Origin of the sequence: Streptomyces blastmyceticus (assembly GCF_039521185.1) — a bacterium.
GTDB lineage: Bacteria > Actinomycetota > Actinomycetes > Streptomycetales > Streptomycetaceae > Streptomyces > Streptomyces blastmyceticus.
This window is the reverse complement of record NZ_BAAABW010000013.1, coordinates 112,426-125,564: the sequence shown is the minus strand read 5'-3', so window position 1 is coordinate 125,564 and position 13,139 is coordinate 112,426. Positions and strand designations below refer to the sequence as shown.

The following is a 13,139-nucleotide window of genomic DNA, read 5'->3' as shown; positions in this document are numbered from 1 at the left end:
AAAGCCGTCACCGACTCCCTTCGTGAAGTAAGGACCTTCATCATGTTCTCTGTCGTCACCGACCCCGCGAAGCTGCCGATCCTGTTCCAGGACGCCCTGAACGCCGGGGACGTCGACAGTGTGCTGGCCCTGTTCGCCCCGGATGCGGGCATGCGCACGGTGACCGGCGAGCACATCGCCGGCGCCGAGGCGCTGCGTGCGGAGATCGGCGGAACCGTCGCCGCCCACGGCAGGCTGACGAACGTCAGGCGGCACACGCTCATCGGCGCGGAAACCGCCCTCCTGGTCACCGACTGGACGATGGAGATCGACGGCCCCGGAGGCGAACGGATCGCCCCGACCGGAACCACCGCCAACATCGCCCGCCGAGACGCCGACGGCGGCTGGCGCTTCACCCTCCTCAACCCCCTCGGCACCGCCTGAGCCCGCGCCGCGGCCGCGCGGCGTGGCGCGTGTTCAGCGGGCCTCACTCAACGCCTTGCGCACCGCCGCGGCGACCGCGCCGTTACTGGTGACGACCGGGATTCCGGCCGCCGACTCGATCTCGTCAACCGCCTCCAGCGCCCGGAAGTTCGTACACGAGATGAAGAGCACCTCGGGGCGGACTCGCCCGATCAGCGTCAGTGCGCGGTCCGCGATCTCCCGCGGAGTCGGCTCGGCGAGACGGAAACTGTCCTCGATGCCGAAGCCCTCGATACCCAGGACCTCCAGGCCACCGCTGATCAGGCTGCTCCGGATCTTGACGTTGAGTTCGTCCACGTACGGTGTCAGCACGGCCACACGGTGGCGACCGGTCCCGGAGATCGCGGCGCTCACCGACGCGATCGTGCTGACGGCACGGCTTCGAGTCCGATCCGCGATCCTGGCGCAGAGGTCCCGGTCGTAGTCCGGCCCGCGCAGCGCCCCGGCGCTGGTGCAGCCGAACACGGTGACGGCCGGCCGCAGCGACGCGATGTCCTCGATGGTCTGGGGCAGATAGGTGTCGAGCATCGCGGCCTCGGCGTCCTCGGTCGTCTCGACGAGGTGCATCCGCGCGGAGTACAGGTCGGCGACGTCCTCGAGGCTGCTCCGCAGGTCTCGCTCCATGACCGTGTTCGAGGACGGGATGAGCAGGCCCACGCGGGGCAGAGAGGGCGTTTCGGTGGCCGGCATGGCGTTGTCCTTCCTCAGAGCGTTGACGCGTCCCCTTGATGCGCCAGTGTCCGGGGCGCAGCAGGCGCGTCAAGGGCATGTGCTGCTTCACCCGGCCTGCGCAGTCTCTGGCCCTGGCCTCGCACCCGTGCTTAGGTACGCACCTGATACCGGAGTGCGGTGGACCGAGGAAGGGCATGACGTTGGGACGTTCGCTCGGAAGACGGTTATCGGGATTCTTCGCAACGGCTGTCGTGGCAGCCTCACTTGCCGTGCCGACGGCGCACGCCGTGGTGGGTTCGCCGGTTGCCGACGGGGCCTATGCCTTCACCGCGAAGCTGGACATCGGCGGTGGGCAGCGCGGTTGCTCGGGCGTCCTGGTCGACGCCTCCTGGCTGGTCACGGCTGCCAGCTGCTTCGCCGACCCCGGCGGGCTGGACTCCGCCGCCGGAGCGCCGCCGCAGAAGACCAGGGCGACCATCGGCCGTACCGACCTGACCACAAGCGCCGGGCAGGTCGACGACGTGGTCGAAATCGTCCCGCACGCCGACCGGGACGTGGTGCTGGCGCGGCTGGCCCGGCCGGTCCTGGACGTCGTGCCGGTCCCCGTCGCGGCCGGCGCCCCGGTTTCGGGGGAGACTTTGCGGGTGACCGGCTACGGGCGGACCAAGGACGAATGGGTGCCCGACCGCCTGCAGACCGCCGCATTGTCCGTGACCTCGGTCGACGCCACCACGCTGGGTCTCGCCGCCAAGGCGCCGGCCGATGCCGGTCTGTGCAAGGGCGACACGGGAGGGCCGGTGTTCCGCGAGGGCGACGGCCGCGCCGAGCTGGCCGGAATCGCCAGCACCTCCTGGCAGGCGGGCTGCTTCGGCAGTGACGAGACCCGCACCGGCGCCGTCGGGAGCCGCCTGGACGATATCGGGCCGTGGATCCGGGAAACCGTCTCCCAGGGAACCGACGCCCGCTTCACCTGGCGCAGCCTCGCCGTCCCCGACCAGAACAAGTGCGTGGGGCTGGCCAACGCCGGCAGCACGGTCAATGGCACGGAACTGGTGCTGTGGGACTGCCACAAGCACGCCGACCAGTGGTGGACCGTGGACCCCGAAACCCACCTGCTGCACAGCCTCGCGGGCCCGGGCAGATGCGTGGGCCTGGCCGACGCGGGCAGCACGAAGAACGGCACCCACCTGGTCGTCTGGGACTGCCACGGCCGCTCCGACCAGCGGTGGCAACTCCTGGACGACTACACGGTCCGCAGCCTCGCGGCCGACCCGCCCACGCGGAAGTGCGTGGGGCTGGCCAACGGCGGCAGCACGGCGAACGGTACGCCGCTGGTGCTGTGGGACTGCCACCGCAATCCCGATCAGCGGTGGAAGCGCGGGTCGTGAGATCACCGTTGGCTGTGAGGTCCGCCGCGGCGGACCTCACAGCCAACGGCCGTCCGGTGCGCACAGGTCACCAGCCGAACAGACCCACCACGGGTGAGGAGACCTGGAAGAGGACCTCCGCGGTCTTCGATGCCACCTTGCCCGCCCGGCTGCCGGCGAGAGTGCCCGCGAACGGCGAGAGACTACCGCCGATGTTTCCGGCGCTGCTGACCGCCCAGTTCTCCACGGCACTGATCATGTGAGAGCTGCCGAACCCGTCGGCGTACCAGTACAGGCCGATGCTGAGGAAGGCCGCGTCGAGCGACAGCCCGGCCAGCGTGGGAGTGATGAGCAGGTCCGCGCCCGGGAGGAAGGCCGTGATCGCCGCCCCGATGCCCAGCACGGTGCTCGCGCGGCCCGCCCACAGGGCGACGTCGCGGGCCCAGTCCTTGCCGTCACCGGTCGGCGGGCTGTCGGTGCCGGGGTGGTCGTATTTCGGGTCGTCGGCGGGAACGTGGCCCTGCCTCGCGTTCTCCCTGGCCTCCGCGGCCGCCCTGTCCGCCGCCGCGGCTTCCTCCTCCGAGCGCTTCTGTACCGCGATGGCCTGGGCCTCGCTCGCGGCCCGGGACGCCGCGGCGGCGTCCTTGCCCGCGGCTGTGGCCGACCGGCTGGCGTTGGCGGCCGAGGTCTGGGCTTCGTCCGCGGAGGCCACGGCGTCGGCGGCGGATGTCGCCGCTTGAGTCGCGGAGTAGTTGGCCTGGCGAGCGGCCTGCCTGGCCGTCGCCGCGGCGGCCTTGGCCTTCTTGGCGGACTCGGCGGCCGCGGCCGCCGAGACGTCGGCCTCCTTGGCCTTGTCCGCCGCCTGCCGGGCGTAACTGCCGGCCTCGTCGGCCGAGGCCCGGGCCTTGGTGGCCCACTCGCCGGCCTCCTTGGCCTTGTTGTGTGCGTTCGCAGCGACCTGCGAGGCCAGGGAGGCGTCCTGGTTCGCCGTCGCCGCGATGCGGGCGGCCCCGGCGATGAGTGACTGGACGGCGGCGATGTGCGTGGCGGTGTCCTGGTCCTGCTGGGCGGTCCGGTACTGGACACGGGTGTCGAAGTCGTGCTGCATCCAGCCGGGTCCGGCCATCGCGACCTGGGCGGCCGACTGCACCGCGGGACCACCGGCGCCCAGGATCCTGAGTGTCTCGACCCGGTCGTCCTCCGCCTGGGCCTGGCGGTAGCCGGTGCTCAGGAACACGTACAGGGCCTTGACCCCGCCATCGCCCAGCGCGGCGTTGCCGGCCGCCTTGACCGCCTTGCCCGCACCGTTCATGAGCGCGAGCGTCTGGACGCGGTAGTCGTCGGTCTGGACGCTGTAGACGTCGTCGGTGAGGAACTTCTCCAGTTGGGCCGGGTCGCTGCTGCGCAGGGTCTTCGCGGCCGCGTCGGCCAGCGCGGGGCCGGCGACCTTGGCGACGGCGAGCACCTTTTCCCGGTCGTCCTGCTGCTGGGCCCGCTTGTATTCGGTCCCGACCCAGGTGGCGACGGCCTCGTCGGGGCCGGAGAGCGCGGTCTCGGCCGCCGCGCGGGTCCACGTCCCGCTGTTGCCGAGGAGGGTGACGGCCGCCTTGCGGCCGAGCTCGGCCACGGTCCTGATGTCGGTTCCGGGCGCGGAGGCCCGGTCGATCAGCTGCTTGGCGGCGGCGTCCGTGAGGGCGCTCTGGCTCTGCGCGCGGGCGAGAGCGCTGTGGTCCTCGGTGTCGGCCTGCCCGAGCTTCTTGGCCTCTTCGATGCCGAGCGCCGTGTTGGCGTCGAGCCGGGCTTTCTCGCTGTCGCGTGCGAGCTTCTCCACATTCTGGGCCTGGACCACCGCGTCGGAGGCGGTCCTGGCCGCGGCGATGGCCCCGTTGGCGTGCTCGGTGGCCTTGTCCGCCCAGTCCTGGGCCTTGCCCGCTTCGGCCGCCGCCTTGTCCGCGGCCGCGGCGGCCTTCTCGGCGTGGTCGGCGGCGCTGTTGGCGGCGGCGTGCGCGTCACGGGCGGCGGAGGCGGCGCGCTCGGCGAGCGTCTGCGCCCGGCCGGCCGCCGATGTCGCCGTGGCCGCCGCGCTGTTGGCGAGGTCGGCGGCTTCCCGGGCCCGCCGGGACTGGGCGGTGGCCTCTCCCGCGTAACCGCTCGCGTCCGCCGCCGCGCCGGCAGCGGCTGCGGCGTCCTGGGCGGCACGAGCGGCGGCGGCACCGGAACGGCCCGCCTCCGCGCTGGCGTCGGCGGCGTTCCCGGCGGCGGCTGCGGCGGTGCGCGCACCCGCCGCCGCATCACGCGCGGCCTGCGCGGCCTGCCGGGCGGCCGATGCTTCGCCCGCGTTGCCCGCGGCCGAGGCGGCGGCGGAGTACGCCCGCGCGGCCGCCTGGCCTGCGGCGGCAGCGGCGACGGCCGCGGCTTGGGCGGCGGACGCGGCCGTACGGGCGGCGGAGACCGCGGTGTTGGAAGCGGCTATCGCGGTCCGCGCGGCCTCGGCGGCTCCTTGGGCGGCAGCGGCGGCGCGGTTGGCGGCACGGCCGGCCTTCAGGAGGTCGTTCTTGGCCTCGGCGGTCTCCCGGGCGGCCTGCTGCGCGGCCTCCTTGGCCTTCGCGGCGGCCTCCTCGGCGCGGGCCCCCGCCTCCTTGGCCGCCTCGGTCTCGGCCTTGGCCCGCTTGCCCGCCTCGGTGGCGACGCCGGCGAGCTCGGAGACGGTCAGCGTCTCCTGGTCACGGGACCGGGCCAGGTGCTGTCCGGTCTCCAGGAACTCCCGTACATCCTCGGGGGTACCGTCCAGCGCGCGCTGGGCGAGCTTCCTCACCTCCGGCCCGCCGGCCTGCATGATCGTGAGGGTCTGGACCCGGTCGTCCTCCTCCTGGGCCTTCCGGCGACCCGAGCCGAGGAAGTCGTCCAGCGCCTTCGCGGAGCCGTCGGCGAGTGCCTTCTGCGCGGCATCGTGCACACCGCGTTCGCTGTTGTTGAGTACGGTCAGAACGGCGACCCGTCTGTCGTCGTCCAGCGGGGCCTGGTAGCCGGATTTCACGAACGCCTCGATGTCGGCGTCCGACCCGCTCAGGGCCTTCGAGGCCGCGGCGCGGACGCCCGCTCCGGCGGAGCTGAGCATCTTCAGGACGGCAAAGCGTTCGTCCTCGGTGTTCGCCCGTTGCAGGCCCTCGCCGAGAAAGCCGATGATGTCCGCGTCGGTGCCGGTGAGGGCCTTTTCCGCGGCGTCCTTGGCCGCCAGGCCACCGGTCCGCCACGCCTCGACCACTTTCGCACGCGCGTCGGCGGGAAGCGGAGGACCGCCGGGATCGGTCGGGGCGGCACTCGCGGCCGTCGTGCCGAAAACCGTGACGGCCAGGGCGAGGGCCGTCGTCGTCATGAACTGGATGCGCAGCTTCCGGGCGCGCGCACGCCGTACCGGTCTGTGTCTGGTCATTTCCCCTCGAAAGCTCAATGGGACTACCAAAGATCAGACGTGCAAGAGCAGTTGTCGACAGCGTGCCGGATCGTATAGCGAAATGGTTGGGCCTGCCATGTTCCCCACGGGTGTCGACGGTGGTATCAATGGCGAATCGCCAGCCTGGCGCCAGGTGTTGACACACTTTTGACGAAGGCAAGGAATCGATGAGACCGATATCCCGGCTGCTGGCCACCGTCGGCGCCGTCATGGGCGTCACAGCACTGACAGGCACCCCCGGCGCCATCGCGGCCGACAGCCCGCCTCCCGCCGTGGAGGACTACGCGTACCCGCACGCCGACAAGATCTACCAGGAGCGCGGCATACAACTGAAGCGCGGCGACGGGCACATCGTGCTCGTCGCGTGCGACAACCGGGCGGGCCTGATCGAGGTCTATGCGCGGGGCATGCAGGACGTGGACAAAGTCGGGCAGGGAAAGTTCTGCTTCCACGTAAGCGGCAATTCCGGATATCTGAGCCTGGAACTCCCCCGGGTGTACGGCGCCAAGGGAAACGACTACGACACCAGTGTCAACATGCGGACGGGCACGGGCTCATCCGCCGAGGACAAGTCGTTCAAGCTGGAGAAGAACCTCTGGACGCCGGTGGGAGAAAGTGCGGACAATCCGCAGCGGCGCGAGTTCTCCCTGAGGGAGATTGTCGCCACGAAGTGACATCCGGCGGCACCGCCGCCGGGTCGCCCTCCCCCGCCACGCCCCGTCGCGGACGGGACCTGTCTCCTCATCCGCAGTGGTCACACATCTCGCGCTTGCGGGTGGTCATGGCGGTGAGGCGTTGGTAGCTGGTGAGGAGATGTGTACAGCACCTTTCTGTGGTGAATTGGGCGGCGTCGATACGTGCTTGGGCGGTGACGCGACCGTTGTCGTCGAGAGCTGCGCGGAGAGAGCTGAGCAGTGCGTCGGGGTTGTCGGGCTGGAAGAGGTAGGCGTTGCGGCCGTTGGAGAGGACACTGGTGATGCCTCCGCTGGAGGGGTTGACCACAGGGATCCCGGAGGCCATCGCCTCGACGACGGTGCAGCCGAAGGTCTCATAGGGACAGGCTGTGCAGAACGCATGGCAGGAGGCGTAGAGGGCGCTGCGGGCGGCGCCACGGACGAAGCCGAGGAGGTGGATCCGGGGTGAGGCCGCGGCCAGCTGTCTGATCTGGGCGGTGATGTCGGCCGGGCCGTCACCGGCGATGAAGAGTGAGAGGTCCTCGTTGCCGGGCATGGCGCTCAGCCTGAGAAAGGCCCCGATGACAAGGTCCAGACGCTTCTCACGCGCGAGTCGGCCCAGGTAGAGCACGCGCTTGCCGCGGCCGTCGTAACCAGGTGCCAGTTTGGAGAGAACGGCAGGGTCGGCACGGTCGGCGCCGAAAGAGTCGATGTCGACGCTGTCGAAGGGAACTTGCTCGATCCGCACGTCGCTGAGGCCGCCCAGGGTGTCCGCAGCGTAGGGGGTCGCGCAGATGGCGGCGTCGAAGTGGCGATACACGTAACGCATGATGGGCGGGAACATCGCGGTCGCCAGGTGACGCCAGACCGGGTAGCTGCGGGCGAAGTTGAAGTGATCACCTTGGTACTGAGCCACATAGGGCACGCCGTGCCGCCGTGCGTAAGCGTGTCCTGGAATTCCCCACGAGCCGAATATGAAGGATCGTTCAGGGTCGATGACAACCACCAGGTCCGGCGCGATCTTTTCCAGTGCGCTGTCGATCTGCGCGAGTGCGGATCGGCGCGGGACGCGCAGCATCGGATAGGGCAGCCATGGCTTGGCTGCGTAAGGGAACAGTTCCAGGCCGGGCGTGCCCACCCCGGCCAGGGGGCTTCCGTCGGTGGGCTCGGGGACCAGCAGGCATAGACGTACATCCCGCTGCGCGGCGAACCACTGAGCTCGCGCAATATTTCCCAGCGCGATGCCGCTGACCTCAGGCGGAAAGCTCGCGGTGATCCAGGCTACGGTCATCGGGTCTGATTCGGCACGCGGAAGCAACTGAACGACCTCTCCACCAGAACTCGGGCTCTCCATAGCTCACGGAGGTGAACCGCTCCGGGTTCGTTGGAGAGTGTGATGTGTGGGTTTTCAGCGGGTCCTCGACCGTGCCGACGCTCGGGGCAGCACCGGCTTGAAGCGTGATCGGCCAAGGTCACCTGATGACAGTGGCAGCGATCGATGAAACCCCGATGAAACCCGGAGCCGAACTCACAGAGATGCCCATCCAGGCGCCCGACAGTGCCCGGGTATTACCAGGTGACGTGGAGCCGAGTGGGTCGCCGCAGGATGACGTTGGCGGGGCGGGGTGCCGGGGCCCGGGAAATGAGGGTGAGGCCGGGCAGGGTTCGGGCGAGGGCTGCGAGGGCGTGGTGAGCCACGAGGCGGGTCTTTACCGGCTGGAGCAAAGCGCCGACGGCTGCGGCATGTGACGGCCCCACTTGTTTCGCCCGGTGTGAGAGACCGTCCTCACTTGACGATGACCGCGGTTTTCCATTGAACGACGGCATGGGAGCACACGTGGCCATGACCGGCCACGCAGTGCCGGTAGGCGGTGACGTCACTCTTGCCGCTGCCGACCACATGGAAGACCGCTGTCGCGTCACCGCCGGGCGACGTACCGTCCTCGGTCCGCTGAAGGACGTCGCGTGCAGTGGCCTCCGGCGCACTCCATACCCACGTGTTTCCCTGGTCCCGGATGCCGGTCAGCTTGACCGAGATCACGTCATCATGGGCCACGGTCACGGTGCGGCCGTTGTCCCCGTTCGTGAGCGTGGCGGTGCGGGCGATCAGGGTGTGGTGCGGGTGGGGCGCGGTGGACGCGGCCGTGGAGGCGGAGACCGTTGTCGTGGTCAGCGCCATGCCCAGAGCCAGGGGAACGATCACATACGTGGCGGGTTTCATGGTTACGTCCTATAACCCCACGGTGCTTCGCGGACCCGCTTTCCCTTGAATTCACCCTATTTCGCGCACCGTTGGGCTGCACCAGCCGCGTGCGACAAGGCGGCAGCCCTTCGCGGACCGCTGTCGACGAGAAGCCCTACCCGGCGCTCGGATCGACAAGGGAGGCGAGATCCGCGAAGGCGTCGGAAAGGAGGGTCGGATAGTCGCGGGTATCACCCGCCAGCCACTCGACCCTCACCCGGGCGAGGACAGCGATGCCGCACCTCGCGGCCAGCGACGCCAGGTGCGGTGGCACGTCCCGATGTTCGAGCGCGGTGGTGATCGCGTCGGTCACGTGCGCGTGTTTCGCGAGCTCCCGCTCTTTCAGCTCAGGTGTCGCCGAGATGACCCGGTGCCGGCGCTCGCTGAGCTCCCGGTCGCTCTCGGCGAATATCGGTGCGACGGAGAGGAAGGCGTCGAGCAGCGTCGGGAGGGGCGCCAGCCCTGCAGGGGTGTTCGCCACGGCATCGACGAGTGACCTCGTCATGGCGGCCTCCCCGTCGAAGAGCACCTCGCGCTTGTCCGGGAAGTGCCGGAAGTAGGTCCGCTCCGTCACGTTGGCGCGGGCGGCGATCTCCGCGGCCGTGGTCCGGTCGAATCCCCGCTCGGAGTAGAGCTCCAGCGCGGCTCGTTGGAGACGGGCACGCACGTCTTTTCTACTTCCGGCCATGCGATCAGCATACCCCGGTATCGACAGTCACTGACTTTGAGGCGTATCGTCAGCGACTGACGATACTGGTCCGATCAACTTGGCGGTCTCATGCGCCTGTTCGTCACCCGGCAGTTCTGACATGACCGGCCCTGCCGTCATCGGCGAGCTCATGCGGCCGGCCACACCGTCACCGGTTTGCCGACGAGCCGTCATCGCGAACTCGTATCGCAACCATCCGCCAGCGTCAGGACTCACAACCATGAAGCATGCCTTACGCACCGCACTGGCCGCCGCAGTAGCGGCCGCGGCCCTCGCAGTAGCCATGCCCCCGGCCGTCGCCGCCAACGCCGAGGTCAACCAACCGGCGAGGGTGCCTTGTTTCGACACGCTCGCCACCCGTACGCCGGCGAACCCGAGTCAGATCAGCGCCGCCGCGTACAACCAGGCCCGGAGCATCCTGGCCCGCGCCGGGAGCCAGACCGCGGCCAAGTCCCATCCCGTCCACGGCGTCAGTTCCGTACCGGTCCGGTACGGAACCAGCCTCCTGGCCTGCTCACGGGACGAGTTCCGGCGCGACGACCGGAATGCTCCGGTCAAACAGTCGGGCATGACGCCTTACCACTACCTGGCCATCCACGACGCGGCGCGGACGATGGGCATCACCCGCTGGTGAGCCTGCCGGCGGCGCACCGGCCGCACCGTGGCTGGTGCGCCGCCGACCTCACCCCGCAGATCCGGGGTCACACCACCATCCAGGACAGGACGGATGTCTGGAGCCAGGCGAGGACGCAGAACACCACGAGCAGCGCGACGCTCCACCCGACCACCTTGCGCAGGATGTCGCCTTCTCTTCCCGGGAGTCCGACGGCGCTGGCGGCGATCGCCAGGTTCTGCATGGCGACCGCCTTGCCCTGGACGCCGCCGGTGCTGTTGCTGGAGGCCATGAGCAGTGGAGCGATGCCGATGCGGTGCGCGGCAGCCGTCTGCATGGCTCCGAACAGGGCGTTGGAGGACGTGTCGGATCCGGTGAGGGCGACGCCGAACCAGCCGAGGAAGCCGGACAGCAGAGCGAAGGCGCCGCCGATTCCGGCAAGCCAGGTGCCCAGGGAGTTGGCCATGCCGGAGAGGTTCATCACGTACGACAGGGCCAGCACGCAGGAGATGGTGAGGATGGCCCAGCGGATCTGGTGGAACGCCTGGCCGTAGCAGCGCATGGCGCGCGCCGGTGGTACGTGCAGGACGAGCGCGGTGAGCGCTCCCGTCAGCAGGAGCACGGTTCCCGCGGCGCCCAGCCACTCGAAGTCGAAAGTGGCCGCGCGCACCGGCTGCCCGGCCGCGGTGGCGACGTGCAGGCCGGGCCAGGGGAAGGAGGTTCCTTGGGCCTGGACGAATCGCTGGACCGGGCCGTGGACGCAGACCAGTCCGAAGAACGCGGTGAGCAGGGCGTACGGGGAGAATGCCTTGAGTACGTCACGGCGGGAGGCTTTGGGCGGGGGTGCCATCGTGCCGACGGCGCCGGGCCGCCCGCCGCTGTCCGTGGCCGACGAACCTGCGGCGGGTTCGCGGGTGTCCTGGGCCGTTGCGGAGGAGTGAGTGCCGGTGCTGCCGGTGACCGCGCCTACCTCGTCGTATGCCGCGGCAAGTGGTGCGGCTCCGCCGACGGACACCTCCCGTACGGACCCACCGAGAGGCGTTTCCGTGTCGGCCGGTGCGCGGCGTCGGTCCGGCGACCAGAACTGCAGAAGTCCGGCGAGGGCGAGGGTCGACACAACTGCTCCGACGAGGTCGGTGAGTTGGTAGGCGAAGAAGTTGGAGCACAGGTACTGACCTGCGCCGAAGCCGACCCCTGCGGTCAGTGCGGCGGGCCAGACCTCGCGCAGGCCGCGGCGTCCGTCAAGTATCAGCAGCAGCACCAGCGGTACCAGCGCGGCGATGATCGCGGACTGGCGGCCGACCATCATGCCGAGACCGTGTTCGGGGAGCGATGTCGCCTTGGCCAGCGCCTGGATGGGGTTGCCCACCGATCCGAAGGCCGCGGGGGCCGTGTTGGCGAAGGTGGCGACGACTGCCGCCTTGATCGGCTTCATCCCCAGGGTGAGCAGGATGAGCGAGGTGACCGCGATGGGGGTGCCGAATCCGGAGAGCGATTCGATCATCGCGCCGAAACAGTAGGCGATGAGGATGGCCTGGATGCGTTTGTCGCCGGACAGGGAGGTGAGGGTGCGTCCGATGATGTCGAAGTGACCGCTGGCGCGCTGCAGTTTGTTGATCCACACCGCGTTGAGCACGATCCAGGTGATGGGAAACAGTCCGAAGGCGACTCCTTCCAGGGCACTGCCCTCGGCCTGCCTCAGTGGCATGCGGTACACGGTGACGGCGATCAGGAGCGCGGTGGCGAGGCCGATGAGTGCGGCCCGGTGCGACTTCATGCGCAGGACGCCGAGCAGGGCGAGCAGGACCACGAGTGGTGCGGCGGCGACAAGGGCGGTGAGAGCCGGATGTCCCAGGGGGTCTGTGACTTGGCGGTACACGGATGAGTCTCGCTTTCTCGGTCGGTGATGACCGTGTGGCAAGAGCGCTCGATCCTCCGCGAGCATACGACCGTCGGATTTCACCATACGGAAAGCGAATTCCGGCAGACGCCAGCATGAGAGTGGCGGAACCTGTCGTCAAGAGGTCCGGCAGCCGGCGCCCAACAGATCGCCGCCGCGCGGGACTTCCGCCGCGTTCATCCGCTCACGGCTCCGCCCGTTGCCCCGGAACCCCGATCGCTTCACTGACCTGCTGCGCGGCGCCGCGCACGAGAGCGCCGTACTCGGCGCCGAGTTCGTCGGTCATCCGGCTGGTCGGCATGTTGACGCTGATGCTCGCCACGGGCAGCCCGGCCTCACCGATCACGGCCGCCGCGACCGCGGAGACATCGGAACGCCACTCGCCACCGTTGACCGCGAAACCCCGGACCTGAGTGGCCATCAACTCGGCCCGCAGCAGGCCCGGATCGTCGATGGTCGTCCCGGTGAAGCGCGGCAGGCCCTCGGCGATGTACCGCTCGATCGCGGTGGCCGGGCTGGCGGCCAGCACCGCCTTGCCGTTGGCGGAGGCGTGCAGCGGCAAATGCATCCCGAGCTGCAGGAAGATGCGCACCGGTTTGGACGTCTCGAGCCGTTCGATCAGGACCACCCCGTCAGCCCCCTCGGGCACCGTCAGATGAACCGTCTCGTCGGTGCGGCGGCGCAGCTCCTCCATCACCGGCACGGCGACATCGCGCAGACCCAGCTCGCCACTGGCCCGCCGGCCCACGTGCAGCGCCTTGGTGGTGACCACCCAGCTGGTGGAGCCCCCGCCGGCCTGCCGGATCCACCCGGCCCTCTGGAGGGTGACCAGCGCGCGCTGCGCCGAACTCTTCGGGATCTCCAGCGCCCGCGCCAGCTCCCCGACACCGATCGGCTGACGCGCCGCCACCTCCTCCAGGACACGCAGCGCGTTGAGGACACTCTGCATCCGTTGACCCCTCCCCCGGCCGGTGCCTAAGCTCCATCGTGTCGCCATACGGTACGCCATGCCACGATGCGGCACAACAGGATGGGGGTCGACCCTC

At 69.8% G+C, this 13,139-nt stretch carries 11 protein-coding genes; 4 read left to right on the top strand and 7 right to left on the bottom strand.

Going from position 1 to position 13,139, the window contains the following annotated elements; genetic code table 11:
* Positions 1 to 42: 42 nt before the first annotated feature.
* Positions 43 to 423 (top strand): YybH family protein, encoded by a 381-nt coding sequence (locus ABD269_RS10770; RefSeq protein WP_344117568.1) that lies wholly within the window; start codon positions 43 to 45, stop codon positions 421 to 423.
* Positions 424 to 456: 33 nt separating this feature from the next.
* On the opposite strand, the gene ABD269_RS10765 is transcribed toward ABD269_RS10770, so the two are convergent.
* Complete coding sequence (locus ABD269_RS10765; protein ID WP_344117567.1) at positions 457 to 1,152, bottom strand: maleate cis-trans isomerase family protein; 696 nt, start codon at positions 1,150 to 1,152, stop codon at positions 457 to 459.
* A gap of 233 nt (positions 1,153 to 1,385) precedes the next feature.
* On the opposite strand from ABD269_RS10765, the gene ABD269_RS10760 reads away from it, so the two are divergent.
* Positions 1,386 to 2,522 (top strand): trypsin-like serine protease, encoded by a 1,137-nt coding sequence (locus ABD269_RS10760; protein WP_344117566.1) that lies wholly within the window; start codon positions 1,386 to 1,388, stop codon positions 2,520 to 2,522.
* Positions 2,523 to 2,589: 67 nt separating this feature from the next.
* On the opposite strand, the gene ABD269_RS10755 is transcribed toward ABD269_RS10760, so the two are convergent.
* Positions 2,590 to 5,934, bottom strand: coding sequence for an ALF repeat-containing protein (locus ABD269_RS10755; protein WP_344117565.1), 3,345 nt, complete (start codon positions 5,932 to 5,934; stop codon positions 2,590 to 2,592).
* A gap of 188 nt (positions 5,935 to 6,122) precedes the next feature.
* On the opposite strand from ABD269_RS10755, the gene ABD269_RS10750 reads away from it, so the two are divergent.
* A complete protein-coding gene (locus ABD269_RS10750) occupies positions 6,123 to 6,629 on the top strand; it encodes a hypothetical protein (RefSeq protein ID WP_344117564.1) in 507 nt (168 codons plus the stop codon).
* 67 nt (positions 6,630 to 6,696) lie between these two features.
* On the opposite strand, the gene ABD269_RS10745 is transcribed toward ABD269_RS10750, so the two are convergent.
* From ABD269_RS10745 to ABD269_RS10735, 3 genes are all read right to left on the bottom strand, one after another.
* Entirely contained in the window at positions 6,697 to 7,920 is a 1,224-nt protein-coding gene (locus ABD269_RS10745) for a glycosyltransferase (RefSeq protein ID WP_344117563.1), read from the bottom strand.
* A 495-nt stretch (positions 7,921 to 8,415) separates the two neighbouring features.
* Positions 8,416 to 8,850, bottom strand: a complete 435-nt coding sequence (locus ABD269_RS10740; RefSeq protein WP_344117562.1) for a hypothetical protein — start codon at positions 8,848 to 8,850, stop codon at positions 8,416 to 8,418.
* A 136-nt stretch (positions 8,851 to 8,986) separates the two neighbouring features.
* Positions 8,987 to 9,559, bottom strand: a complete 573-nt coding sequence (locus tag ABD269_RS10735; RefSeq protein ID WP_344117561.1) for a TetR/AcrR family transcriptional regulator — start codon at positions 9,557 to 9,559, stop codon at positions 8,987 to 8,989.
* A 241-nt stretch (positions 9,560 to 9,800) separates the two neighbouring features.
* Between ABD269_RS10735 and ABD269_RS10730 the strand changes: the two genes are divergently transcribed.
* Positions 9,801 to 10,214: a hypothetical protein gene (locus ABD269_RS10730; RefSeq protein ID WP_344117560.1), complete on the top strand. Its 414-nt coding sequence runs from the start codon at positions 9,801 to 9,803 to the stop codon at positions 10,212 to 10,214.
* Positions 10,215 to 10,281: 67 nt separating this feature from the next.
* On the opposite strand, the gene ABD269_RS10725 is transcribed toward ABD269_RS10730, so the two are convergent.
* Positions 10,282 to 12,072 (bottom strand): L-lactate permease, encoded by a 1,791-nt coding sequence (locus ABD269_RS10725; protein WP_344117559.1) that lies wholly within the window; start codon positions 12,070 to 12,072, stop codon positions 10,282 to 10,284.
* Between the two features lie 205 nt (positions 12,073 to 12,277).
* Positions 12,278 to 13,042 carry an IclR family transcriptional regulator gene (locus tag ABD269_RS10720; RefSeq protein ID WP_344117558.1) on the bottom strand — a complete coding sequence of 255 codons (765 nt, stop codon included), beginning with the start codon at positions 13,040 to 13,042 and terminating at the stop codon, positions 12,278 to 12,280.
* Between the last annotated feature and the right edge of the window lie 97 nt (positions 13,043 to 13,139).